Origin of the sequence: Microbaculum mangrovi (assembly GCF_051390635.1) — a bacterium.
In the GTDB taxonomy this organism is placed as follows: Bacteria; Pseudomonadota; Alphaproteobacteria; order Rhizobiales; family Tepidamorphaceae; genus Microbaculum.
Map to the genome: position 1 here is coordinate 255515 of NZ_JBPODT010000001.1, position 25620 is coordinate 281134.

At 65.7% G+C, this 25620-nt stretch carries 19 protein-coding genes; 8 read left to right on the plus strand and 11 right to left on the minus strand.

Annotation, left to right across the window (positions count from 1 at the left end; translation table 11 throughout):
- Positions 1-96 precede the first annotated feature (96 nt).
- From ACSF9G_RS01255 to ACSF9G_RS01270, 4 genes are all read right to left on the minus strand, one after another.
- Positions 97-447, minus strand: a complete 351-nt coding sequence (locus ACSF9G_RS01255) for a 2Fe-2S iron-sulfur cluster-binding protein (protein ID WP_436637428.1) — start codon at positions 445-447, stop codon at positions 97-99.
- Positions 448-599: 152 nt separating this feature from the next.
- The gene (locus ACSF9G_RS01260) at positions 600-920 is read right to left on the minus strand and encodes a 2Fe-2S iron-sulfur cluster-binding protein (protein WP_436637430.1); all 321 of its coding nucleotides are present in this window, start codon (positions 918-920) and stop codon (positions 600-602) included.
- 140 nt (positions 921-1060) lie between these two features.
- A complete protein-coding gene (locus ACSF9G_RS01265; RefSeq protein WP_436637432.1) occupies positions 1061-1444 on the minus strand; it encodes an Hpt domain-containing protein in 384 nt (127 codons plus the stop codon).
- 109 nt (positions 1445-1553) lie between these two features.
- A complete protein-coding gene (locus ACSF9G_RS01270) occupies positions 1554-1829 on the minus strand; it encodes a hypothetical protein (RefSeq protein ID WP_436637434.1) in 276 nt (91 codons plus the stop codon).
- A gap of 279 nt (positions 1830-2108) precedes the next feature.
- Between ACSF9G_RS01270 and ACSF9G_RS01275 the strand changes: the two genes are divergently transcribed.
- Both ACSF9G_RS01275 and ACSF9G_RS01280 read left to right on the plus strand, forming a co-directional pair.
- Positions 2109-7217 carry an apolipoprotein A-IV repeat region-like domain-containing protein gene (locus ACSF9G_RS01275; RefSeq protein WP_436637436.1) on the plus strand — a complete coding sequence of 1703 codons (5109 nt, stop codon included), beginning with the start codon at positions 2109-2111 and terminating at the stop codon, positions 7215-7217.
- 752 nt (positions 7218-7969) lie between these two features.
- Positions 7970-9337 carry a protoglobin domain-containing protein gene (locus ACSF9G_RS01280; protein ID WP_436637438.1) on the plus strand — a complete coding sequence of 456 codons (1368 nt, stop codon included), beginning with the start codon at positions 7970-7972 and terminating at the stop codon, positions 9335-9337.
- Between the two features lie 24 nt (positions 9338-9361).
- Here ACSF9G_RS01280 and amaB read toward each other — a convergent pair whose 3' ends face one another.
- Genes amaB through ACSF9G_RS01310 form a run of 6 tightly spaced genes read right to left on the minus strand, consistent with a single transcriptional unit; the run spans position 9362 to position 17625 of the window.
- Positions 9362-10894, minus strand: a complete 1533-nt coding sequence (amaB, locus tag ACSF9G_RS01285) for an L-piperidine-6-carboxylate dehydrogenase (RefSeq protein WP_436637440.1) — start codon at positions 10892-10894, stop codon at positions 9362-9364.
- Positions 10895-10937: 43 nt separating this feature from the next.
- The gene (locus ACSF9G_RS01290) at positions 10938-12497 is read right to left on the minus strand and encodes an indolepyruvate oxidoreductase subunit beta family protein (protein ID WP_436637442.1); all 1560 of its coding nucleotides are present in this window, start codon (positions 12495-12497) and stop codon (positions 10938-10940) included.
- 3 nt (positions 12498-12500) lie between these two features.
- Positions 12501-14666: a thiamine pyrophosphate-dependent enzyme gene (locus ACSF9G_RS01295; RefSeq protein ID WP_436637444.1), complete on the minus strand. Its 2166-nt coding sequence runs from the start codon at positions 14664-14666 to the stop codon at positions 12501-12503.
- 45 nt (positions 14667-14711) lie between these two features.
- Complete coding sequence (locus tag ACSF9G_RS01300) at positions 14712-15221, minus strand: MarR family winged helix-turn-helix transcriptional regulator (RefSeq protein ID WP_436637446.1); 510 nt, start codon at positions 15219-15221, stop codon at positions 14712-14714.
- Positions 15222-15231: 10 nt separating this feature from the next.
- The gene (locus ACSF9G_RS01305; RefSeq protein WP_436637448.1) at positions 15232-16812 is read right to left on the minus strand and encodes a phytoene desaturase family protein; all 1581 of its coding nucleotides are present in this window, start codon (positions 16810-16812) and stop codon (positions 15232-15234) included.
- A 24-nt stretch (positions 16813-16836) separates the two neighbouring features.
- Complete coding sequence (locus tag ACSF9G_RS01310) at positions 16837-17625, minus strand: cyclase family protein (protein ID WP_436637450.1); 789 nt, start codon at positions 17623-17625, stop codon at positions 16837-16839.
- 215 nt (positions 17626-17840) lie between these two features.
- Here ACSF9G_RS01310 and ACSF9G_RS01315 point away from each other — a divergent pair, with 215 nt between their 5' ends.
- The 6 genes from ACSF9G_RS01315 (at position 17841) to ACSF9G_RS01340 (ending at position 24704) form a co-directional block, all read left to right on the plus strand.
- Positions 17841-19412, plus strand: a complete 1572-nt coding sequence (locus tag ACSF9G_RS01315) for a phytoene desaturase family protein (protein ID WP_436637452.1) — start codon at positions 17841-17843, stop codon at positions 19410-19412.
- Between the two features lie 146 nt (positions 19413-19558).
- A complete protein-coding gene (locus ACSF9G_RS01320) occupies positions 19559-21094 on the plus strand; it encodes an ABC transporter substrate-binding protein (RefSeq protein WP_436637454.1) in 1536 nt (511 codons plus the stop codon).
- 44 nt (positions 21095-21138) lie between these two features.
- Positions 21139-22149, plus strand: a complete 1011-nt coding sequence (locus ACSF9G_RS01325) for an ABC transporter permease (protein WP_436637456.1) — start codon at positions 21139-21141, stop codon at positions 22147-22149.
- The gene (locus tag ACSF9G_RS01330) at positions 22142-22993 is read left to right on the plus strand and encodes an ABC transporter permease (protein ID WP_436637458.1); all 852 of its coding nucleotides are present in this window, start codon (positions 22142-22144) and stop codon (positions 22991-22993) included. Before ACSF9G_RS01325 ends, ACSF9G_RS01330 begins: the two co-directional genes overlap by 8 nt.
- Before the next feature lie 8 nt (positions 22994-23001).
- Positions 23002-23889 carry an ABC transporter ATP-binding protein gene (locus ACSF9G_RS01335; protein WP_436637460.1) on the plus strand — a complete coding sequence of 296 codons (888 nt, stop codon included), beginning with the start codon at positions 23002-23004 and terminating at the stop codon, positions 23887-23889.
- Positions 23886-24704 carry an ATP-binding cassette domain-containing protein gene (locus ACSF9G_RS01340; protein ID WP_436637462.1) on the plus strand — a complete coding sequence of 273 codons (819 nt, stop codon included), beginning with the start codon at positions 23886-23888 and terminating at the stop codon, positions 24702-24704. The genes ACSF9G_RS01335 and ACSF9G_RS01340 overlap by 4 nt, the downstream gene beginning before the upstream one ends.
- A 29-nt stretch (positions 24705-24733) precedes the next feature.
- Here ACSF9G_RS01340 and ACSF9G_RS01345 read toward each other — a convergent pair whose 3' ends face one another.
- Positions 24734-25471 (minus strand): LysE family translocator, encoded by a 738-nt coding sequence (locus ACSF9G_RS01345; protein ID WP_436637464.1) that lies wholly within the window; start codon positions 25469-25471, stop codon positions 24734-24736.
- Between the last annotated feature and the right edge of the window lie 149 nt (positions 25472-25620).

Below are 25620 nucleotides of genomic sequence, written 5' to 3' on the forward strand. Positions count from 1 at the left end.
CTGATTCTGAAACGCGGCGGGATGCGGGGACTGTGTTTCCCGGTTGCCCGCCGCGGCAGCATGGCCGCCCCGGTTGATGGGGTCAGGCGGATAGCGTCAGGCGGCCTCGGTCGCCGCCGACTCCTCTGACTCGCAGCCGGCCTCGGCGGTGAGGCTGACGCGCAGGCCGTCGAGGTCGTCGTTCATCAGGATCTGGCAGGAAAGCCGGGAGTTTTCCGTCGCCGTCGCCAATTTGTCGAGGGCGTCCAGCTCCTCGTCATTGGGTTCGGAAAGCCGGTCGAGCCATTCCGCCTCGACCTCAACGTGGCAGGTGCCGCAGATGCCGGCACCGCCGCATTCCGCCTTGATCGGAATGCCCCAGTCGCGGATCACTTCCATGACCCGCCAGCCCTCGAGCGCCTCGAGGACGTGTTCACGACCTTCACAGTCGGTGACGATAAGCTTCATGTCGTCTCCCTCTCGATTGGATGGCCGTCTCGAAGCCGACAGGGGACATTAAGCCGGTGCTTGTTACAGATTGCCTTGCGATCTGTCAAAAACGCCGGAATGCGACGGAAAAACCGTGCGAAAATGGACCGCCTCGAAGCGGAAGCGGACGCTCAGCCCTGCCGCTCGGGGACGTCGACGACCAGGCCGTCGAGGTCTTCCGTGACCTTGATCTGGCAGGACAGCCGGCTGGTCGGGCGGACTTCATACGCGAAATCGAGCATATCCTCCTCCATCTCGGAGGGGCCGCCGGTCTTCTCGAACCAGTCCTCGCGCACATAGACGTGGCAGGTCGCGCAGGCGAGCGCACCGCCGCATTCGGCCTCGATGCCGGGCACCGCGTTGCGGATCGCCGTTTCCATGACCGTCGATCCGACGTCGCCCTCGACATCGTGGACGGTTCCGTTGTGCTCGATATAGGTGATTTTGGGCATGGGTACGGTCTGATCGGCCTGAAAGCGGGTTTCCTGCGGAGATATCTCGATGCGCCGGCGGAAACACGGCGCGAAAGGCCCCTATAGGCGAAGACAGCCGTCCACGCCAGCCCCCGCGGGGTCGCAGGCCGGGTTGGCCCTCAGTGCTCGACGAAAAGGCTCCGGATGTAGCCGTTGGCGGCGTCAACTTCCCGTTCGAGCGCGGCAATGGCCATTCTGCAACGCTCTTCGTCGACATTGTGGCCAAGAAGCTCGGCCGTTTGCGCCCTTTCGGCCACCGCCCACGCGCCGATGCCGCGAGCCGATCCCTTGATCGTGTGGGCGGCCCGGCGCCAGTTCTCGACGTCGCGCGCTTCCTTGAGCCGATTGAGGTAGATGCGCGACTGGGTCATGAAAAGCTGCAGCACCTCGCGCTCGAGGTCGGCGTCGCCGAAGGTGTGGCGGGCCAGATGGACGAGATCGACGGGGGCTTCATGCGTTGCCGGCGTCTGGTTGACGAAGTAGGGGTCGACGAACTGGCCCATGTGCGGCTCCTTCTCCTGGGCGCCTGCACGCCCGCATTGCTGCATCGCAGAATGCCGGCCGCCTGATAAGGATGGGTTAATCCGATCGTATAGACTCGGGCCTATTGGCTCATAGGGCGCTTTCGGGGGGATTTTCCCCGAGAATCCGGTATCCGGCGTCGGTCAGCCGGCAGACGAGCCAATCGGGTTTGATCGGGTTGTTGAACCAGGGCTCGGCCCAGCCGCTATCGATGCACGCGCGGATCGTCTGATGGTTGATCTGGCGCCCGTCCGGACCGAACAACGGCAATTTGCCGCCCGGCTGCCCGATGCCGCGCCTGAGATAGCTTCGTTGCGCCCGGGTGAGTTGCGACGAAACCGCCCTGTCAGCGCCAGCCCGCGCCACGCTCAGCCTCCATCGTTAACGATGTATTAACACGCCGTCTCACGGGTGTTTTCCCCGCTTGCATTTGGCACTAGACTGTCGTCCGCGGCAAGTGTCAGCGGACACGGACCGAGCGTTCGGCATTGGCGACGCCCGGAGGACGGGGTATGCGAATGCCGTGGTTTGGTATTTGGGGGGCGAAACCTCAAGTCAGACCAGACGCCGGTTCGGGCGATGGCTCGAAAATGCGGCGGGCGGGCGCCCGAGTGGTATTGAGTACGGACGTGAGGCAGTTGGACCATGGCTAAACAATCCCCAAAGACACGCGACGCGGCAGAAGCGGCCCTTTCGGCCGTGGAAGAAGCGCTTTCGCTCAACGGCGACGATCAGGCGCTGGCGGATGCGCTCTCGAATGACGCCGATGGCGCGGAGAAAGCGACCGAGTCGGTCAACCGCGCCGTCGAACGCGTTGTCGAGGCAGCGCGCGAGCAGCCGTCCCGCAAAGGCGCCAAGGATGCTCCGGACGGACGCCAGCGCAGCCCGGGACGTCCCGGCGAAGCGGCGGCCAACGACTCCCGTCGCCCGGCCAATGACGATCGTCCGACGCTCGGCCACATCGTCTATTCGATGCAGCGCAAGGCGCCGCGCACCCCGTTCTGGGTCGCGGGCATCGTCTCGCTCCTGTGGGTCGCCGCCTGCGGCGCCATCGGCTACGGGCTCTACGGATCCTCGCTCTTCTCGCTGACCGATCCCGACCTCGTCCGCTCCGATCCCGGCATCGTGCTGGTCTGGGCCGCGATCGCGATCCCGGTTCTGTTGTTCTTCGCTTCCGCAGCGATGATCTGGCGGGCCCAGGACCTCCGCCTCGCCAGCCGCTCGCTCACCGAAGCCGCCATCAAGCTCGCCGAACCCGAAGGCGTCGCCAAGGAGGCGGTCCTGACCGTCGGCCAGGCCATCCGCCGCGAAGTCGCCGCCATGGGCGACGGGGTCGAGCGGGCGCTGGCGCGCGCCGGCGAGCTCGAGGCGCTGATCCACGGCGAAGTGTCCTCGCTGGAGCGCGCCTACCACGAGAACGAGATCCGTATCCGCTCCCTCATCGACCAGATGTCGAACGAGCGCGAAGCGCTTCTCAACAACGCCGACCGGCTGCGCGGCGCCATTGCCGGGGCCCACGAGAACCTGTCCCAGGACCTGGCCAGCGCCGGCGATCGCATCACCGGATCCGTTTCGGCGGCCGGTGATCGCGTCACCGAGGCCCTCACCCGCCGCGGCGACGAGATGACGGATGCGCTGACCGCCTCCGGCGACAACCTCATATCAACGCTCACCACCCACGGCGACGAATTCGTCCGCCGGCTGTCGCAGACCGGCACCGACGTCGCCCAGACGCTCACCGAAGCCAGCGAAATGGTCACGATCACCCTCGACCAGCGCGGTCGCGAGGTGAACGAGGCGTTCGGACGCACCGGCATGGAGATCGTCCAGGATCTGTCGGATCGCGGCAATGCCATCAACGAGACGCTGGCCTCCACAGGCCATTCGCTGATCCATTCGCTGACCGACCGCAGCGCAGAAGTGACGCACCGCCTCAGCGAGACGGGCAATCAGCTCTCGCACACGCTGGTGCAGCGCGGCGCCGAGGTCACCGACCGCCTGTCGACGGTCGGCGAGCAGATTTCCGAGACCATTGCCTCGAGCGGCAACGCTCTGACCTCGCGCCTCGACGAGACCAGCAAGACGATCGAAGATACCGTCAACAACCGCGGCGCCGAGCTGACCGAGCGCCTGGCAGCAGCCGGAGCGGCATTTACCGAGGAAATCGTGCGCCGCACGGCCGACTATTCGGAGCAGTTGGGCACCGCCGGCGCCGAAGTCGCCCGCGCCATCGCCCAGCGCAGCGCGCAGGTCAGCGAAAACCTCAATACGTCCTCGCAGAAGCTTCTGGAGGCCATGAGCGGCCGCACCGAGGAGGTCGAGGAGAGCTTGCGGCGGACGGTTGCCGACGTCGACCACACGCTGTCCGTCAAGGGCAGCGAGCTTGTCGACAAGCTTGCGTTCCGCTCCACGGAGATTTCCGAGCTGCTCGACCACCGTTCGGCGGACCTCAACGAGATCCTCTCGAACCGTTCTGCCGAGATCACCGAGACCCTGATTACGCGCGGCGAAGCGCTGACGTCCGCTCTTGACAGCCGTCTGGAGACCTTCGGTTCCGTGCTGGAAGAGCGCAGCGGCGCCATCGAGCAGACCCTGTCGAACCGAACCGACGCCTTCGTGCGCTCCGTCGCCGACCGCGCCTCGGACATCGACGGCATGCTCGGCAAGCGCCTTGGCGATATCTCCACGACGCTCGTCGAAAAGAGCAACGTCCTGGAGAAGACGCTGGAAAGAAGCGTCGAAACGGTCGAGTCCGCGTTCACGCGCCAGACCAGACAGCTCGGCGAGACACTCGAGACGCGCGCCAACGAAATCAACATCACGCTTGGCGCCCGGGGCAACGAGATCGAGCAAACGCTGTCGACCCGCGCCGACAGCATCAACGAGGTGTTGGGCAGCCGCACCAGCGAAATCAACACCATGCTGGGCGACCGCGCCAACGAGATCGAGCGCACGCTCACGATCCGTGCTGCGCGTATCAATGAATCGCTGGGCAGCCGCACCGATGAGATCAACACGGTGCTCGGCGAGCGGGCGAAGGAGATCGAGGAAACGCTCTCAAGCCGTGCGGAAAGCATCAACGAGACGTTGAGCACCCGCTCCAGCGAAATCAACGCCTCGCTCGGCGCCCGCGCCAACGAGATCGAGCAGACCCTCTCGACCCGTGCGGTAAGCATCAACGAGGCGCTGGGCGGCCGCTACAGCGAAATCAACGCCATGCTCGGCAACCGGACCAGCGAGATCGAGCAGACGCTCTCGACCGGTGCGGAAAGCCTTAACGAGACGCTGGGCAGCCGTTCCAGCGAAATCAACGCCATGCTTGGCAGCCGCGCCAGCGAGATCGAGCGGACCCTCTCAAGCCGTGCGGAAAGCATCAACGAGACCCTGGGCAGCCGCACCAGCGAAATCAGCGAACAGCTGTCCGCCAAGGCGACCGAGATCGAGCGGATGCTCTCAAGCCGTGCGGAAAGCATCAACGAGACGTTGAGCACCCGCTCCGGCGAGATCAACGATCAGCTGGCCTCGCGGGTCGGCGAGATCGAGGAAACCCTGGTCGTGCGCGGTGGCCGCCTGATCAACGAGATCGCCAGCCGATCCGGCGATATCGAGGAGGTCATCGGCTCCGCGACCGAGACGGTAACGCGCGTGCTGTCCGCCAAGGGCGGCGAGATCACCAAGCAGATCGCCCAGGAAGGCCTTGAGGTGACCAGGGCGATCTCCGAGAGCGGCCAGCACGCCTATGACGCGCTGGAATCGCGTGGACGCAAGATCGTCGAGGAGATTTCCGAGACCAATGCGTCGCTGACCACCAATATCGAGGCAATCCTCGAGCGTCTGGGCGACTCCAACACGCTGCTGCGCTCCGTCCTTACCGGGGCCAGCGACAACCTGTCGACCATCGAGGCGACGCTCAGCGATCGTGTCGACGAGTTCCGCTCCGCCGTCGCCGCCGTCTCCGCCGACGCCGGCGAGACCAGCGACCGCATCGGCGCTCAGGTCAGGCTGCTCGAGGACATGTCCACGAAGGTGCTCGCCGATATCGGCAGCATGGCCGAGCGCTTCGACGCGCAGGGCAAGGACCTGGCGACCACCGCCGATCGCCTCGACCGCACCAACGCCGAGATCGACGAGGCGATCGAAGCCCGCCGCTCCCGTCTCGACGACCTCGCCTCCAGCCTGACGGCGCGGGCGCAGGAGATCGACGGTCTCATCACCGGCTACACCCAGGCCATCGAGCGGACCTTGGTGGCCGCCGAGGCTCGCGCCAACTCGCTCGGCGAGATGCTGCAGTCGTCGACCCGCGATGCTTCCGAGCGCCTCCTGTCCGAGTTCGAACGCCTCAACGGATCGGTCGAGGACCTCGCCGGAGCCATGGGCCAGCGCGCCATGGCCTCCACCAAGGCGATCTACGAACAGCTCGACGCCGTTCGCCGTGCCGCCGACGAAGTCGCCGCCACGGTCACCGATCGCACCTCCAGCTCGGCCCAGACACTGCTGTCCGAAATCGAGCGGATCCAGTCGACCGCCGACGACATCGCCGTGGCGATGTCGAACCGGGCGATAAGCTCAACCCGTTCGGTGGCCGAGGAGATCCAGGGCATTCAGAACATCGCCGAGGCCGCGAGCTCGGGCATCTCCGACCGGGCGCAGCTTACGGCCCGTGCCGTCACCGAGCAGTTCGATTCCCTGCGCCAGTCCGCCGAGGAGATCCGGCAGATGCTGTCCGACACGGCGTCCACCTCGTCGCGCACCATCGCCGAACAGCTCGAATACATGCGGCTGTCGGCGAGCGAGGAAGGCGAGCGTGCGGCAGGGGCGGTCCGCTCCGGCTTCGAGGGCGTCACCAAGGAGATCGCAGGTATGCTTCAGGCGGCGACCAGCCGCTTCTCCGAATCCTCGCAGGAAATGCGGACGGCCGCGAAGGCCATCGCCGAGGAGCTGGAGTCGACGCGTACCGAACTCAAGCGCGGCGTCTTCGAACTGCCGCGCGAGACCCAGGAGAACGCGGCCGCCATGCGCCGCGCGGTCGCCGATCAGATCAAGGCTCTGAACGAGCTTTCGGATATCGTCTCCCGACATGGCAACACCCTCGATGTCGCCGTCCCGGAGCGCCGCCGTGTCGCCGGCGGCAGTGGCGGCGGCGGCGGGGCGACGCTCGCCCAGCCGGCGGCCACGGCCCAGCAGCCCGTCGAGGCGCCCCCCCCGGCCCCGAGGCAGGAGCCGGCCAGACCGGCAGCCGCCAGCCAGCCGAAACAGGCCGTCGCGCCGGCCCCCGCCGAACAGCGCGGTGGCAAGGCTGGGGCCGATCGCTGGTCCCTGTCGGATGTCCTGGCGAGAGCCGAACGCGCCGAAGAGGGAGCAGAACCGGCCGCCCCGCGCACCGAGGAGCGCAGCGAACGATCGCCCGCCCACATGATGGAGTCGCTCAACGCGATCGCCGTCGATATCGTCCGGTCGATCGACGACAACGCCTTCATGGAACTCTACGAGCGTTACAGGCGCGGCGAACGCGACATCTTCATCCGTCGCCTGTTCGCCCAGCGCGATCGTGGCGTGATCGACGAGGTCCGGCGCAAGTATCGGCGTGACCCGGAGCTGCGCGACGCGATCGACCGCTATCTCGACGGCTTCGAGCAGCTGATCGACGAGATCTCGCGGACCGACCGCGACGGCGTCATGCGCCAGATGTACCTGACGTCGGAACCGAGCAAGGTCTACGCGATCCTGTCGGATGCATCGGGCCGCACATCCTGATAGCGCGACCAGACGCCTGCAAAGCAATAGGCCGGTCCCGAGGGACCGGCCTTTTTTCATGTCTCGAAGGCGTCGTGGCGATCAGTCCCAGTGCTCGCCCGCGTCGCGCGAGGAATAATCGCCCCATGCGAGCACGATCATGAACAGCGCGAAGACCGCCACGATGATGACGACGACCAGTTGTTCTCCCCCCGACACGGCATTTCCCCCTTCTTAGCTGTTTCCGGCCAACCCGGCTTGTCGTCACGGAAAGGGAAATCCGCCGTCGTCGCCTTGATCCGGATCAAGGCGTTGGCCTGCGCAATCGAGACGTAGCTATCGCCCGCCGAGGCGATGGGCGATCCGTGCTTCGGCACGACCAATTGACCGCATTGCCCCCGTCTCGGCAGCGAGCCTCCGGCGACCGGTTCCATGAGGTCACGGGCAGAACGGTCGGACGATTAGTTGAGAAATCGGCTAAAAATGCATTCGATCCGTTAATCGTCCCGAACTGGCAACGATCGCCGCGACGTAAACAAATCGTTTCGAGAACACGGATTTTCGCTGTTTGCGACTCGATACTTTATCACTTAGGCACTAAAAATTGCCTTTTCTTCATATCAGCTCACAATTTCTCGCCGCAAATCGCCAGGCTATTCCAACTCAGCCCTTTTACGCCGGTTTAACTATTCTGATTTCGAATGCGCGCGACTTCCCGTAACGGAAACCCGCGACGGCGGCAAACAAGCAAAAATATGGAAGAGGAAACTTTGATGTCAGGCACTCGCATTAACCAGGCGGATCATGGCGGCAATTCAATCGATCGTGATCGGCGACTGAACTTCATGCAAATCAGTCCGGAGACCGGCATTCTGTTGGCCGACTTCTGGAAGTATGTCGAGCCGGCGTTGCCGCCGATCCTGGACGGCTTCTACGCCCATATCTGCTCCGTGCCGGAACTCGCCCGTAAGGTCGGCGCTGACGAACCGCGGCTGAAGCTGGCGCAAACGGCCCATTGGGGCCGCCTGTTCTCCGGCCGGTTCGACCACGCTTATATCGAGGGCGTGCGCGTCATTGGCATGATCCACAACAAGATCGACCTGGAGCCGCGTTGGTATATCGGCGGCTACAATTTCGTGCTGGCCAGGCTTTCCGCCCTCGCCATCAAGGCCTACCGCCGCAACCCGGGGAAGCTCGAGGCCGTGCTTACCGCCCTGAACGCGGCGGTGATGCTCGACATGGACTTCGCCATTTCCGTCTATCAGGAAGCGATGATTGAGGAACGCGCCGCGAGGCAGCGCAAGCTTGACGCCGCCATCGCGGATTTCGACGAGACGATGCACGGTGTCATCGCGACGGTCCGCGGCGCGGCCGAACAGATGGAGTCGACCGCCTCGACGCTGGCAAGCGGAGCCAGCCAGACTAACAACCAGGCCGCCACCGTCGCCGCCGCCGCCGAGGAAGCCACGAGCAACGTGCAGACCGTCGCCGCCGCGTCCGAGGAACTCGCCACCTCCATCGCCGAGATCGCCCGGCAGGTATCCCAGTCGACCGAGACGGCGGGTCAGGCGGTATCGGAATCCGAGCTCGCCGCCCGGCAGATCGGTGACCTGATCCAGGCGGCAGAGAAAATCGGCAACGTCGTCAACCTCATCAACGACATCGCCGCACAAACCAACCTTCTGGCCCTCAACGCCACGATCGAGGCCGCCCGCGCCGGCGAGGCCGGACGCGGGTTCGCCGTCGTCGCGGCCGAGGTGAAGACGCTGGCCGGCCAGACCGCCAGCGCCACCGGCGAGATCACCGGGCAGATATCCGGCATTCAGGACGCCACCCGGGCCGCTGAAGCGGCGATCGGCAAGATCCGCTCCACGATCTCCAGCGTGAATGAGATCGCCACCACGATCGCCTCCGCGGTCGAGGAGCAGGGAATGGCCACCCAGGAGATCGCCCGCAACGTGCAGGAAGCCGCGAGCGGCACGGGCGAGGTTTCGGCAAATATCGGTGGCGTTTCGCAGGCAGCCGAGGAAACCGGAAACGGCGCCCAGATGGTGCTCGAGGCGGTCCGAGATCTGACTACGCAGGCGGACTCCCTGCAGGCAGAGGTCGACAAGTTCTTCTCAACCGTACGGGCCGCCTGACTGGCGGCCCGTCTCGGGCATTCCTCAGATGTCGAACTTGACGCCCTGCGCCAGCGGCAGCTCGCGCGAATAGTTGATCGTATTGGTCTGCCGCCGCATGTAGCCCTTCCACGCGTCGGATCCGGATTCCCGGCCGCCACCGGTCTCCTTCTCACCACCGAAGGCGCCGCCGATCTCGGCGCCGGACGGGCCGATATTGACATTGGCGATGCCGCAATCCGATCCGACCGCCGACACGAATGTCTCCGCCTCGCGGACGTCATTAGTGAAGATACACGACGACAGGCCCTGCGGCACGTCGTTCTGCATGGCAATCGCCTCGTCCAGATCTTCGTAGGTCATGACGTAGAGGATCGGCGCGAAGGTTTCCTCGCGCACGACGTCGGTCTGACCCGGCATCTCGATGATCGCGGGGCGAACATAGGCGCCGCCGGGCACCGCATCGTTCACCGGCTCGCCGCCATGCACCGTGCCGCCGCTCTTGGCCGCGCGCGCAATCGCGTTCTGCATGCGGTCAAGCGCGGCCTGGTCGATCAGCGGGCCCACCAGCGTTCCCGCATCGAGCGGATCGCCGATCGGCGCCGAGGCATAGGCCTTCACCAGTCCTCCGACCAGTTCGTCCTTGATGCTCTGGTGCGCGATCACCCGACGCAGCGACGTGCAGCGCTGGCCGCAGGTGCCGATCGCCGAGAAGGTGATGGCACGCACGGCAAGATCGAGATCGGCGGTCGGGGCGACGATCATCGCGTTGTTACCGCCAAGCTCCAGGATCAGCTTGCCGAAACGGCCGGCGACCTTCGGCGCCACCGCCCGGCCCATACGCGTGGAGCCGGTCGCCGAAACAAGGGCGACATCCGGCGACGTCACCAAAGCCTCGCCGACCTCCACGCCACCGATCACGACCTGATGCAGGCCCTTGGGCGCCTTGCCGAACCGCGCCATCGCCTTCTCCAGGATCTTTTGGCAGGCCAGGGCCGTGAGCGGGGTCTTCTCCGACGGCTTCCAGATCACCGCGTCACCGCAGACAAGCGCCAACGTCGTGTTCCACGACCACACGGCGACGGGGAAGTTGAAGGCCGAGATAACGCCGGCGACGCCGAGCGGGTGCCAGGTCTCCATCATCCGATGGCCTGGGCGCTCCGAGGCTATCGTCAGGCCATAGAGCTGGCGCGACAGGCCGACGGCGAAGTCGCAGATATCGATCATCTCCTGGACCTCGCCCAGGCCCTCCGAGACGATCTTGCCCGCTTCCAGCGAGACGAGCGCGCCAAGCGCCTCCTTGGCCGCCCGCAGTTCCTCGCCGAGCAGACGGACGAGTTCGCCGCGCACCGGTGGCGGCACGCCGCGCCACGCGCGGAACGCCTCGTTGGCGGCGGCGATCACCTCCGCCATCTGGTCGGGAGAGGTTTCGCGCACCTCGGCGATCAGAGCCCCGTCGATGGGGGTATGGACGGCGATCGTCCCGCCGGAGATATCCGCCGGCCCCAGGCCATTGCGGGAAATGATGTCGGAATACTGGCTCACGATTACCTCCCTCGTCTTTATCGACGACGGCATAACCGATCACGGCAGTCGGGGGAATAGCGTGGCGAACAGACCGCTACAGCGTCTTGATCGTCTTCAGCGCCCCGTCGAGCATTTCGCCCTTCTCGTCCTTGAGCGCGGCCTCGATCAGCCGGCGCAGCCAGTCGGCCCCATCGTCGCGGCCGGTCAGGTCGGGCAAGGCCGACAGCACCCGGTCGAACTTGGAAAACCCGCGTTCGTGGGTGTCGCTGTAGCCTTTTATCAGACGGCGGCAGCGCAGAACCTCTACGCCGAGATCGTAGTTCGTGGCGACCGTCTCCTTGGCGCGACCGAGCCATTCCTCGATATGGGCCATTTCGGTCCCATGACGCAGCGACCGCCGCCGCATCCGGCGCAGGCCACCGAGGAAATAGAGCGTCAGGAAGCCGCGCATCGTGTCCGTGCGCACGCGCCGTCCCCTGTTGACGAAATAGTCGAGCGTGGACCTGAGACGGGACCGATTCAGGATGAAACGGCCGAGGCCGGCCGGCAGGGTGCCGGCGATCTCCTCGATGCGCGGATGCATGAACTCGGTGACCTGCATCACCTGAGCGTCGCGAACGCCCATCTCGGTCTCGACGCGCTCGAAGCGCGTGGCCCGCGTCTTCAGGTCGGCGACGCGGATAACATCGTCATAGGTCATGGCGTTGGCGAGATATTTCGCGGCCTCGACGGTGAAGCGGAAGCTTTTCGGCGCCCCGCCATTGGCCGCGTCAAACCCGTAGATCCCCTTCATCCGGTCGAGATATTCCCGCCCGTAGTCGATATCCTGATAGTCGACGACCTTTTCGAGCCCCGCCCGCATCATGTCACGGGCGTCGCGCGGGAAATCGAGGTCCAGGCTTTCCATGAAGCCGGACCAGGTCTTCAGATCCTGCTCCGGACCGGCAATGGTGTCCCCGGACGCCGCTTTCGCCACCGGCGCCTGTTCCTTGCCAAAGTCCTTCGCCCCGTCGGCGCCCTTCTCGCGAACCGCATCGTAGCCGGCGCGGAACGCCTTCAGGCTCGCCTCGCCGCGCTTGCCGCCGTCGGCCGAGACGGTCTTCTCGAAACTCTCCTTCGGGAACGGCAGAACCTCGGAGCCGGCGAGCGCGCCGAACAGGCTCGCCGAGATCACGCTGCCGTTCGCGACCGCGACCCTGTCGAGATCGGTGCCGAGGAAGCGCTTCGAGGCGGCGCGGGCCGCTTCGATGACCGGCGCGGGATCGCCGATACCCGAGCCCGGCACGATCTTCTCCATAACCGCCAGCGTGCGGTCGGTCGATGCGATCAGCGTCGTGCGATCCGGCGAGACGAAGCCGCGCTGCATCGCCCGGCCCGCCTCCATCAATTCCGCGGCGAGCACGATGTCGACGTCACCCGGCGAAGGCATCAGCGCCAGCACCGGCGTGCCCTCACATTCCCGGACCATCTCGACATAATAGATCGTCGCACCGGTGCGCTGGGCGACGCCGGGAACGGAGGTCGCCTGGGCATACCAGCCGTTGTCCTCGGCCACATGGACGATCCAGTCCGTGACCACGCCACCACCCTGCCCGCCGACCGCGAGCACGGCGATTTTGATGATCTCGTCTTTTTCCGAAACCGCTGCAGGCATTTGTCAGGCCACCTTGAATCCGAATGAGAGCCGGCCCGCGTCGCGGCGACGCTGCAGCCGTTTCCTAAAATTGGCGCGCAGGCGGCCGATGAAGCGGTCCCACCGGCGCGGATTGTGAATGACGTCGGCGCGGTAGAAGGACGGGCAGAGAACGGCCGCATCGGCCACCTCGCCGCAGTTACCGCAGGCGACGCAGGACTGGTCAATAGATGCCACCGGATCGTCGCGCAGGGGATCGTCCAGCCGCTTCACCGACAGGGACGGGCAACCCGACAGGCGCATGCAGGCGTGATCGCCCGTGCACACGTCCTCGTCGACGCCGAAGCGCGGCTTGACGGACCGTTCGCCGCCGGCGATCGCTTTGGCCAGCTTCGGCCGCTCGCGGCGCTGCCGGTTCAGCATGCATTCCGACGACGCGACGATGATCTTCGGGCCCTTCTCAGACGTCGTCAGCGCCTCGCGGAACGTGTCGCGCATCTTGGTGACGTCATAGGTCCGGTCGATGTGGCGCACCCAGGTGGCGCCGACGCCCTTCACCGCATCGGTGATCGGATGCTTGGTCGATCGGGACCGGTTGAACGCCCGCGAAGACGGGATGTCCTGCCCGCCGGTCGCCGCCGAATAGTAGTTGTCGACGATCAGGATGACGCCATCATGCTTGTTGAAGACGGCGTTGGTGACGCCGCTGCTGAGGCCGTTGTGCCAGAAGCCGCCGTCGCCCATCACCGCGATCGGCCGTTTCTTGGCCTCCACGTTGAAAGCCGAGGCCGAAGCCGGCCCCAGGCCATAGCCCATCGTGCTCGCGCCGATGTCGAAGGGCGGCATGATCGAGAACAGGTGGCAGCCGATATCGGCGGCGACGTGATGCTCGCCGAGCTCCTCCTGAACCATCTTCATCGCCGCGAAGATCGGCCGTTCCGGGCACCCGGTGCAGAATCCCGGCGGGCGCGGTGGCACCGCCTTGGACAGATCGGGCACGAGCGGGGCCTCGGGCTCGTTCGGCGCGCGATCCTTGTCCCCGAGCAGGCCGCCGGCATGGTCGCGCAGGAACTCGCGGATCGAGCTCAGCATCACCGCGCCGGTATATTCTCCGGCCATCGGGAACGGGTCCTTGCCGCGCAGTTTCGTCTCGATGCCGGCCTTGTGCAGCATCGCCCCGAACGCCTGCTCGATATGGTTCGGCTGGCCCTCCTCGATGACGAGCACGGCGTCCTTGTCCTTGGCGAACGCCAGGAATTCCTCGTCGATCAGCGGATAGGTGACGTTGAGCACGTACAGCGGCACGTCGGTATTGCCGCGGATATCGGCAAGGCCCAGCCGCTGCAGCGCGCGGATGACGCCGTTGTACATGCCGCCCTGCAGGACGATGCCGACATTGCCGCCCTTCTTGGCCTCCTTCGGCCCGAAGAACTCGTTCAGGCCGCGCTCGCGGATGAACTTCACCGCCGCCGGCCAGCGTTTGTCGATCTTTTCCTTCTCGTGCTGGAAGGAGGCGGGCGGCAGCACGATGCGGCTGATGTCGCGCTGCGGATTCTCCAGCGCCTCGGCGAGCGACATCTCGGGCTTGCGGTTGTCGCGGGCCTTGAACCGGCCGTGCACGTGGCAGGCGCGGATGCGCATCTCCAGCATCACCGGCGTGTTCGAGGCTTCCGACAGCTCGAAGCCCTCGCGCACCGATTTGACGATCATCTCGAGGTTCGGCCGGGGATCGAGCAGCCAGATCTGCGATTTCATCGCAAATGCATGGCTGCGCTCCTGCATGATGGAGGCGCCCTCGCCGTAGTCCTCGCCGACGATGATCAGGGCACCGCCGTTGACCCCGCCGGACGCCAGATTGGCGAGCGCGTCGGAGGCGACATTGGTGCCGACCGTCGACTTGAAGGTAACGGCGCCGCGGATGGGATAGTGGACCGAGGCCGCCAGCGTCGCCGCCGCGGTCGCCTCCGAGGCACTCGCCTCGAAATGCACGCCCAGCTCCGCGAGAATGTCCTGCGCGTCGGCCAGCACGTCCATCAGGTGCGAGATCGGCGCGCCCTGATACCCGCCCACGTAGCCGACGCCGCACTCGAGCAGCGCCTTGGTGACGGCGAGAATGCCCTCACCGCGGAACTCCTGGCCCTCGCCAATGCGCAACTGCTGGACTTCTTTTGCAAATGACCGCTCGGCCATGAGCTCTCCTCCTTGATTGTCGCTGCCGATTGCGCGCGGCTGCGCTCAGAAATCGTGCCGCCGTACGTTGCGCAGGACCCGTGTCAAAAGGCCGATCAGCGTCTCGTACTCGGCATCCGAAAACCCGGCGAACATGCGCTTCAGCGACTCGTACATCACGGGCCAGACCTCGCGGAACGCCTCGCGTCCCTTCTCGGTCAGGTGCAGTTCGCGGACGCGCGCGTCGCCGCGCCTGTTCCTGCGCCGAACCAGGCCGTCGCGCTCCATGCCGTCGAGCGTTCGGCTCATGGTCGACTGCTCGGTGACGGCGAACACCGCCACCTCGTTGACCGTGCTGCCCGCCATCACGGTGAGGATGGCCAGCACGCGCATCTGCAGGGTCGTCAGACCGTGCACCTTGATCTGCCCCTGCAGATCGATATTCCAGCGCGCCGAGATCCGGTTGATCAGATAGGGCGCGAAGTGGTCGAGGCCGATCTCGCCGAGCGAGGGGACACGGTCGAACCTCTCGGTCTCCTGGGTCCCCACCGGGAAATCCATCGGCTTCGCTTCCATCGCCCCGCCCTCAGCCGAGCCGCTCGGCGAGCGCGAAGCCCGAGCCGCCGCCGAGACCCGGCCCCGGATGCGTCGAGGCGCCGATCTGGTAGAGCCCCGCGATCGGTGTCTTGTGGTTCACGGTGTCGGCGAACGGCCGCCAGACGAAGAACTGGTCGATCGCGCAGGAGCCGCCATACGGATCGCCGCCGACGAGGTTCATGTTCATCGCTTCAAGGTCGGCCGGCGAGTAGCATGTTCGCGCGACGACGTTTTCCTCGAACCCTTCGATATGGGTCTTCAGGATCGCCTCGACCCGGTCGGCATAGGCCTCGCGCACGGCCTCGCTCCAGCCGCCGTCGGCGGGCACATCGATCTTGCCGGCGGCATCGCCCTTGATATGGCGCGGAGCCTCGGGCAGCTGGATCCAGATGATCCCGGCCCCCTCCGGGCAACGCGAGGGATCGAGCGCATGCGGCTGGCCGACGCAGATCGTCGGTACTTCCGGCAGCATGCCGCGCTCACATTCGTTGACCGCCTTCGACACGCCGTCCAGGCCGGGCGTCAGGTGGATGAGCGCGACCTGGTCCAGGCCCTGGCCCTTCCATTTCGGCGGGCTCTTGAGGGCGTAGTGCATCTGCATGTCGCCCTTGCCATAGCGATAGTCGTCGGCCTGGCTCTTGGCCGCCGGATCGACGGCCGCGCTCGGGATCAGCCGGTCATAGAGCTGCGTCGGTGTCACCGAGCAGATGACGCCCTGCCTGGCCTCGATCGCCTCGCCGTTGGCAAGCTTCACGCCGCTCGCGCGCCCGCCGGTGACGAGGATTTCGGCGACGTCGGCGCCCGTACGCACCTCGCCCTGCCGCTCCCTGATCAATCCCTCGAAAGCCTTCACCGCGTTCGCCGCTCCGCCCTTGGCGATCGGCGCGCCGGCGGCTTCCAGCGCGAAGGCGACGACCCGGGCCATCTCGCCGGAAAAGGCGCTTTCCGGCCCCAGGCCCGCATGCAGCACCCACGGCGCCAGCATGCCTCTGAGCAGATCGGACTTAAACCGCGTCTCCAGCCATCCCCGGCCGGGGCGAAGCCCTTCGCCGAGCCGCGCCGCGAGCCCGCGAAGTCCGCGCCGCCGCATCTCCCGGAACAGCAGCTTGAACGTGCCCCACGACCACAGCGCTCCGCCGAGCAGGCCGAACACCAGTTCGGCGTCGCGCTCGACGGCTTCCACCTCGGCGCGGTAACGGTCGCCGTCGCCCGGGCTGAGGTCGTTGAACCGGGCGACGTTCGCCGCCCGATCCGTGGTCAGAACCAGACTGCGCCCGTCCGGGGTGACGACCCCGGTCGGGCGCGACGTATGGGCGAAGTCGAGCCCGTGTCGGGCAAGATCGGCTCCGAGCTTGCCGAATGCCGGCGACGTGATGAACAGCACGAAGGTCGCCGCCATCAGGTCGTGGGTATAGCCGGGCGCGGTGATCTCGCCCGACTTGATGCAGCCACCGGCGACATCCTCGCGTTCCAGGACAAGGACCGTCTTGCCGCGCTGACCCAGCAGCGCGGCACAGACGAGGCCATTAATCCCCGACCCGACAACGATATAGTCCGGTGCGACGGCCATCTTGCCGACCCTGCCCCCGCTAACTCAGCCCTTGGGGACGAGCGCCAGCGCCCGGATCGGGCTGCCCGTGCCGCCGACGAACTTCAGCGGCGCGGCGATCAGGACGGCACCCTTCGGCGGCAGCTTGTCGAGATGGGCGAGGCTGGCGAGCCCGTAGCGGTTGTTCTTGTGCAGCAGGTTGTGCGCCGGATAGGGCGGCTCGAACCCGCCGGCCGCGCCGGCATCGGTGCCGACCGTCTCGGTGCCCCAGCCGACGATGCCTTTCGAGATGATGTACTCGACGCAGTCGACCGTCGGTCCGGGCGAATGCGGGCCGTTCTCGTCGGCGTTGAGGAACTCGTCCCGGCTGCGGTTGCGCGGCCACCAGTCGGTGCGCATCAGCACCCAGCTGCCAGCCTCGATCTCGCCGTGCTCGGCTTCCCATTCCTTGACCATGTCGGCGGTCAGCAGGAAGTCCACGTTCTCGGCCGTCTGCTTGGAGCAGTCGATGACGTTCACCGGGGCAACGAAATTCTTCACCGGGATCGTGTCGGTCTTGCCGTCCGGATGGTCCTTGCCGGTGACCCAGTGGATCGGGGCATCGAAATGCGTGCCCGAATGCTCGCCCAGCTCGTACCAGCTCCACGCCCAGAACGGACCGGCGTCGTCGTAGTGCGAGATCTCGTGCACCTTCACCTGCGGTGTCTGCTGGAAAATGTCCGGCAGCTGGATCAGCGGCGTATCCGGACCAAGCGGAACGGCAAGGTCCACGACCTCGACGGCGCCGGACACGAGCATGGAACCCAGTTTAGCGAGCGTGTCGGTAGATGACATGATTGCAAATCCTCCCGGGGTCTGCGCCCCAATTGAGCCTCGGTTTCCGTCTCGCGGGGCCTTGCCCCCGCTCGATATGTCACGGCCAGATTAGTCCGGAATTATGCATTTGCAAATGTCTAACGTTGAAATAAACTCCTCCACAACAGATGGCGACCGACACAAACGCCACGAATAAGAGCAAAATTGCCGGCCAGAGGGAGTTGATAAGGCGCATGGAATTCGACGCCGTATTCATCGGCGCGGGCCACAACGCGCTCGCCGCCGCCATACATCTGGCGACCCGCGGATGGTCTGTCGGCGTTTTCGAAAAAGGCGACAGGGCGGGCGGCGCGATTCGCACCGACGAAGTCACCCTTCCCGGCTTCCGGCACGACCTCTACGCCACCAATCTCGGGCTGTTCGCCGGCTCCGCCTTTCATGGCCAATATGGCGACCAACTGGCTAAGCACGGCCTCGCCTACGCCCCGGCCGAGCATTGCTTTGCGAGCCCGACACCGTCGGGCTCCTGGTTCGGCGTCTCCAAGGATCTGGACCAGACCGTCACGCGCGCCGAAAGGCTTTCCAAGGCGGATGCGGCACGCTGGCGCTCGATGCTCGCCGAGTTCGGCGGCGACGCGCCTCACCTGTTCTCCCTGCTCGGCTCGCCGATGACGGCGTCATCCCTGCTCAAGACGGGCTGGAATGCCTGGCGTGGGAAAGGCCTGGGCTGGATGCTCGACACCGCCAAGATGCTCAGTTCCTCGCCGCGAGAATTCCTCGAAGCGAACTTCGAATCCGAGGAAATCCGCGCGGCGATGGCCGCATGGGGCATGCATCTCGACTTCGGCCCCGACGTCGCCGGCGGTGCGCTGTTCCCCTACCTGGAAAGCATGGCCGACCAGAGCTTCGGCATGGTGATCGGCCAGGGCGGGGCCGATACCATGATCAAGGCGATGGTATCGCTCCTGGAATCGCTCGGCGGCACCGTGATGACGAATGCGGAAGTCACTGACATAAAACGAACTTCCGGCCGCGCCGATGCGATCGTTCTCGCCGACGGCAAGGTCGTTCGCGCCCGCAAGGCAATCGTCGCCGGCGTCATGCCGCGGGCGCTCGTCGGGACGCTTCTCGACGGCGGCACCGGCAATGCGGCATTCGATGCATCGGCACACAAATTCCGCCACGGCCCCGGAACCATGATGGTTCACCTGGCCATGTCCGATCTGCCGGACTGGTCGGCGAGCGAGGACCTGAGGCGGTTTCTCTACGTCCATCTGGCCCCGGATCTGGACATGATGGGACGGGCCTATTCCTCCGCCCTTGCGGGCGATCTGCCGGCTGAACCGCTGCTCGTCGTCGGGCAGCAGACGGCGATCGATCCCAGCCGCGCGCCGGAGGGAAAGCATACCCTTTGGGTGCAGGTGCGCGCCCTGCCAGCGAACATTCGCGGCGACGCGGCGGGCACCATCACGGATCGCGACTGGGAGGCCGTCGCCGAGCCATACGCCGACCGCGTTGTCGATATCATCGAGCGCTACGCGCCCGGCACCAAGGGCAAGATCCTTGGCCGCCATGTCGAAACGCCGGCCGATCTCGAGCGCCGCAACCCCAACCTCGTCGGCGGCGACAGCGGCGGCGGCAGCCACCATCTAAGCCAGAACTTCGTGTTCCGCCCTGTTCCGGGCTGGGCCAAGTACCGGACGCCGGTCGACAACCTCTACATGGTCGGCGCCGCCACGTGGCCCGGCGGAGGCGCAGGCGCCGGCTCCGGATTCATGCTTGCGAAAATGCTCGGTGGCGGCTGAGAATTGGGATTGGTAGCCGCTTGACCTATGCACTTGCATATCTCTAATCTTGAAACAATTGGGGAACAGTAACCGTCACCGGACCTCGGGGACAAAGTTGCGGAGTTAAACGGGCGGCCGCGGCCGCGCCGACAAGGGAGAGAAGAATGCCGCTTACAAGACGTGATCTGATGAAACGCGGCGCTGCCGGCGCCGCCCTGCTGTCCACCGGGCCCTATCTGTCGAGCGCGCTCGCACAGACGAGCGACCTGACGATCGCCTACAACGTCAACCTGCCGTCCTTTGATCCGACTGTCGGCCCGTCGGCGGTGAACCCGACGATCCAGGGCATCTACCAGTCGATCTTCGACATGTATATCGGCCAGAAGCCCGACCTGTCCTTCCAGCCGGGCATCCTGACCGACTGGGGCTGGAACGACGACCGCACCAAGGTCCATATGACCGTGCGCTCGGGCGCCACCTGGCACGACGGCTCGCCGGTCACGCCGGAAGACGTCGTGTGGTCGCTGGAGCGGGCCGGCAATCCGGAGACCGGCAACCCGATCCAGTTCGTCTGGGGCAAGATCGGCGGCTTCTCGATCGACGGCAACGTCGTAACCGCCGACGTCAAGGAGTTCGAGCCGACCCTGTTCAAGTGGATGGCCTTCCTGACCGGCTACGTCATGCCCAAGGCCTATTACGAGAAGGTCGGGGCGGACGGGTTCGAGCAGAAACCGATCGGCTCCGGTCCCTATATGGTCGAGCGCTTCGAGCGCAACGCCTACCTCGCCCTGAAGGCCCACGAGGGCTACTGGGGCGGGCCGGCGGCCTTCAAGTCGGTAATCATCAAGTTCGTGCCCGACGCCTCCAGCCGTGTCGCCGAGATCGATTCCGGCAAGAGCCAGGTCGTCTTCGACATCACCTATGACGAGTTCGACCGCCTCAAGGCGAAGCCGGGGCTGACGGGCGTCACCACCCCGACCTCCGACATCGCGATGATCTTCATCAACGACGTCGAACCGATGACCGACCGGAACGTCCGCCTCGCGGCGAGCTACGCGATCGACAAGCAATTGCTGATCGACCGCCTGCTGAACGGCTACGGCGTCAAGATCGACACCCTGCAGACGCCGGAATACGCCGCCTTCGATCCGACAACCACGGTGCCCTACGATCCGGAGAAGGCCAAGGAGCTGTTGAAGGCCAGCGGCTACTCGACCGACAACCCGGTCAATTTCAAGATCCAGACCACGCGCGGCTTCAAGCCGAAGGACTACGAGATGATCCAGGCGATCGTCGGCATGTGGCGCAAGGTCGGCATCGAGGCGGAGATCGAGGTCTACGAGATCGCCAAGCACTACGAGCTGCGCGCCGCCGACACCCTCGCCCCGGCCGCCTTCTACAACTGGGGCAACGCGATCGGCGACCCGGCCACCTCGACCGGCTTCGCCATGTTCGGCCCCTCGCCCCACTCGGTCTGGGACGGCCAAGAGATGATCGACATGATCGGCCCGCTCTGGGGCGAGCCCGACGAGGAGAAGCGCATCGCCGGCTACAGGCTGGTCGACAAGAAGATCGCCGAGGAAGGACTGTCCATTCCGCTTCTGCAGTACGTCCAGCCGATCGTCTTTTCCGACAAGGTCTCGGTCACGCCCAACGTGTCCGGCGCCGTGCTGCCCTATCTGATGAAGCCCGCCGGCTGACCAGGTAGCACTGCGGGGGCGGACATGGAGCACTGCGACATCGCATGACCGCCCTTCGCGCCATTCTGACGCGAGCTGTGATGACGGCGATCACCCTGTTCGGGGTCGCCGTCATCGTCTTCGTCGTCATCCGCATCGCCCCCGGCGATCCCATCGCGATGATGCTGCCGCCCGGCGCAAGCGATGAGGACATCGCCCGGCTCAGGGCGCTCTACGGTCTCGACAAATCCGTCGTCGAACAGTTCTTCATCTGGCTCGGCAACGTGCTGCACGGCGACTTCGGCACGTCGATCTCGATCCGCCAGCCCGTCGCCCGGATCGTGCTGAACCGGCTTCCCGCGACGCTGGAGCTGAGCTTCCTGGCGATGACGATCGCCATCGTGTTCGGCGGCTTCCTGGCATTCACCGCCACCCGGTATCGCGAAAGCCCGCTCGAGACGGGGATCGACCTCATCAACGGCATAGCCCTTTCGGTGCCGGATTTCCTGTGGGGCCTGGCGCTGATCCTGTTGCTTGGCGTCGCCTGGCCGGTCTTCGAGATCTCGGGGCGCGTTTCGCCCTCGCTCGACCTGCCCTTCGTCACCCAGTTCTATCTGATCGAGAGCATCGTCCGGCTGCGCCTCGACATCACGCTCGACCTGATCGACCACATGTTCATGCCGGCCCTCGCGCTGGCGCTGCCGCTGGCCGCCGTCATCGCCCAGCTTCTCAAGGTTTCGCTCAAGGAGACCATGAACCAGGACTACGTGATGCTGGCGCGCACCAAGGGCTTCACCGAGGGCCACGTCATCACCAACGAGGCGTTCCGCAACGCCCTGCTGCCGACGCTGACGCTGACCGGCGTCCAGCTCACGTTCCTGATCGGCGGCACCGTCATCATCGAGCGGCTGTTCTCCTACGAGGGGCTCGGCAATCTCGCCATCGACGCGGTCATCAACCGCGACCTGCCACTGATCCAGGGCATCGTGCTGTTGTTCGCCGTCATCTTCGTCGGCATCAATCTCGCGGTGGACCTGCTCTACACCCTGCTCAATCCGAGGCTGCGTCATGGCTGAGGCGGCGATCCGGCATCGCAGGCCCCTGTCGTGGCGGCTGATCCTGTCGGGCGGCTGGCTCACGATCGTCATCGTCTGCGCGGTCTTCGCGCCGCTGATCGCCCCGCACGATCCCCTCGCCCAGGACCTGTTGCTGGAACGGCTGCCACCGGTCTGGGTCTCGGGGTCGGAGCCCGGCTTTATCCTCGGCACCGACGGGCTCGGCCGCGATGTGCTCTCGCGCATCATCTACGGCGCACGCATCGCGCTGACCGTCGCCTTCGTCGCCGCCACGGCGGCGTGCGTGTTCGGCTCGTTCATGGGCCTGATCGCCGGCTACTACCGCGGCTGGGTCGACCAGATCGTCTCGCGCATCGTCGACATCTGGATGTCTTTCCCGCCGGTCCTGTTCTCGATCCTGCTGGTGGCGGTGCTCGGCACCGGTCTCCATTCGGTGATAATCGCGATCGCGGTCATCGACTGGATCCGCTTCTGCCGCGTCGTGCGCGCCGAGACGCTGGTACAGACGCGCATGGACTACATCGACAGCGCCCGGGCGGCCGGCTTCTCGCGCCTTTCCATCCTGGCGCGCGAGGTGTTCCCGAACGTGCTGCCGACCATCGTCGCCCTCCTGTCGCTGGAAATGGGCATCGCCGTCATCGTCGAGGCGATCCTGTCCTTCGTGAACCTGTCGATCTCGACCGACGACCCGACCTGGGGCGGCATGATCGCGGAAGGCCGCACCATCATCCATTTCGCCTGGTGGGTTCTGGTCTTCCCGCTGATCGCCCTGTTCCTCACCGTCCTTGCCTTCTCGCAATTCGGCGAAGGCCTCAAGGACCGCTTCGATCCGGTGCTGAGATGAGCCCTGCGATGGACGGGAACGCCTATCTCGACATCGACGATCTGAGCATCGTCCTGAAGCATCAGCCGGCGCAGCGGCTGCTGCGGTCCGTCGGGCTGCACGTCAAGCCCGGCGAGGTGCGCGGCCTCGTCGGCGAGAGCGGCGCCGGCAAGTCGATGATCGGCAAGACGATCTTCGACATCCTGCCGCGCGCCGTCGAAATCGTCGAAGGCAAGGTGACGCTCGGCGGCGAGGACCTGCTCGCGCTGCCGGAATCGGCACGGCGCAGGGTGATCGCCCGCACCTCGGCGCTGATCCCGCAGGATCCGTTGACCGCGCTCAATCCGGTGCGCCGCATCGAAAACCAGATCACCGACCGGCTGACCAAGATCCTCGGGTTCTCGAAAGCCGATGCCCGCGAGCGCGCCCGCACACTGCTCGACGAAGTGCATATCCGCGACCCCGAACGGGTGCTGAAGGCCTATCCGCACCAGCTCTCGGGCGGCATGCGCCAGCGCGTGCTGATCGCCGCCGCCTTCGCCGCCGAACCCAGGCTGATTGTCGCCGACGAGCCGACGACCGCCCTCGACGTGACGGTCCAGAAGCAGATCCTGCGGCTGATCGCCGAGATGCAGGCCCGCCATCAGACCGCGCTCCTGTTCGTCACCCACGATCTCGGCGTTGTCGCCAAGATATGCCAGAACGTCACGGTGCTCTACGGCGGCATGGTGGTCGAGGATACCGACGTGAAGGGCCTGTTCGCCAACCCGCGCCACGCCTACACCAGGGCGCTCATCGCCGCGACGCCGCGCTACGACCGGCCTGAAGAATCGCTGGTGCCGGTACCCGCCGCCGTGATCGAGGCGACGCGCGCCGAGATCGCCACGGCGGATGCGACCTGGAGGGCGGGTCGATGACGGCGCTGTTCGAGGTGGAAGGGGTCAAGATCGCCCTCCCCGATCCGAACCGGAAGACGCTGCTGGGCCAGATGCCGATGGTCGAGATCCTGCACGGCATCGACCTGACGATCGAGGAAGGCACGGTGGTCGGCGTCGTCGGCGAATCCGGCTCCGGAAAGTCGACGCTCGGGCGCGCTCTGGTGCGCCTGCTCGAACCCGTCGCAGGCTCGATCCGCTTCGCCGGCACCGACATCACCCATCTCGACGACGCGGCGTTGCGCCCCTACCGGCGCGACCTCCAGGTGATTTTCCAGGATCCCCTGTCGGCGCTCAATCCGCGGCTGACGATCGGCACCATCATCGGCCGTCCGCTGATGCTGCACGGCCTCGCCAAGGGCCGTCGCGAGGCGCGGAGACTGGCCGAGGAAGCGCTCGATCACGTCGGCCTGCCGACGGCCTTCGCCACGCGCTACCCGCATGAACTTTCGGGCGGTCAGCGCCAGCGCGTCGGCATCGCCCGCGCGATCGCGACGAAGCCGCGCTTCGTCCTGGCCGACGAGATCGTTTCCGGCCTCGACGTGTCCAGCCAGGCCCAGATCCTGACCCTGCTCGCCCAGCTCAAGGCCGAGATGAAGCTGACCATCGTCTTCATCAGCCACGACCTTTCGGTCGTCCGCCGTCTCTGTGACCGCGTGGTGGTACTGCGCCATGGCGAGGTGCTTGAAAACCGTCCGACCGGCCCGCTGTTCGAACACCCCGAGCATCCCTACACGGCGGAACTGAAAGCCGCGATCCCGCTGCCCGAGGTCGACGGCGACTGGCTCGGCGCCTGACGGGACGGCGTGTCCCATGCATTTCTCGCTTACTGACGCGAGATCGCCAGGTTGATCCCGAAAGCGATAAAAACGCTGCCGCCGAGGCGCTCCGCCCAACGCCGTGCGTGCCCGTCTTCGGTCAGCCGCCTGGTCACGGTGTCCGACAGCACGATACAAACCGCATCGGTCAGCGAAAACAGGACGTTGACCACCGCCCCCAGAGCGACGATCTGCGCCCAGAGGGGAAGCGACGCCGAACCATCCGTGAACTGCGGCAGAAAGGCCAGATAGAACAGCGCGGTCTTCGGATTCAGGACTTCCACCAGGATACTGTCCCGAAACGCCTTTCGCGCCGCCGGGAGCGCATCCGCGACCGGTCGGACCGAACGCTGTCCGGAGCCTCGGAAATACCGGATGCCGATCCAGATCAGGTAAGCCGCTCCCACAAGCTTCACCGCCAGATGGAGCGCTGGAACAGTCTTCAGCACGATTGCCAGCCCGAAGGCCGCCACCAGGATGTGAACGTAGCCGCCGATATGGAACCCGAGCGCCGAAAGCCAGCCCGCGCGCCGACCTCCAGCGACCGTTTGGGCAGCGGCATAAAACATGCCCGGACCGGGCACGCAGGCAAAAACCGCCGCTGCGACGAAGAAAGGCAAGAGCAACTCGAGCGAAGGCACCACGATCGTCCTGTCGGCTGTCCGACGATCGTACGCCGGGCCTTCAAGGCCCAATAGCCGCTGCCCGGGCGTCAAAAGGACGCCCTTTCCCGGATTTTCGCCCAACTCATCGCCCGCACGGAAACGGAATTGCGGCACGTTGACATGACGACTGATTCATGTCTCATAATACTGTCAAGAAAGCGTGCGAAACCTTCGTTCCGTCCCTCCTTGAGAGGCGATCCGGACGCGAACCTTGGCGGTCTGTCCGCGCC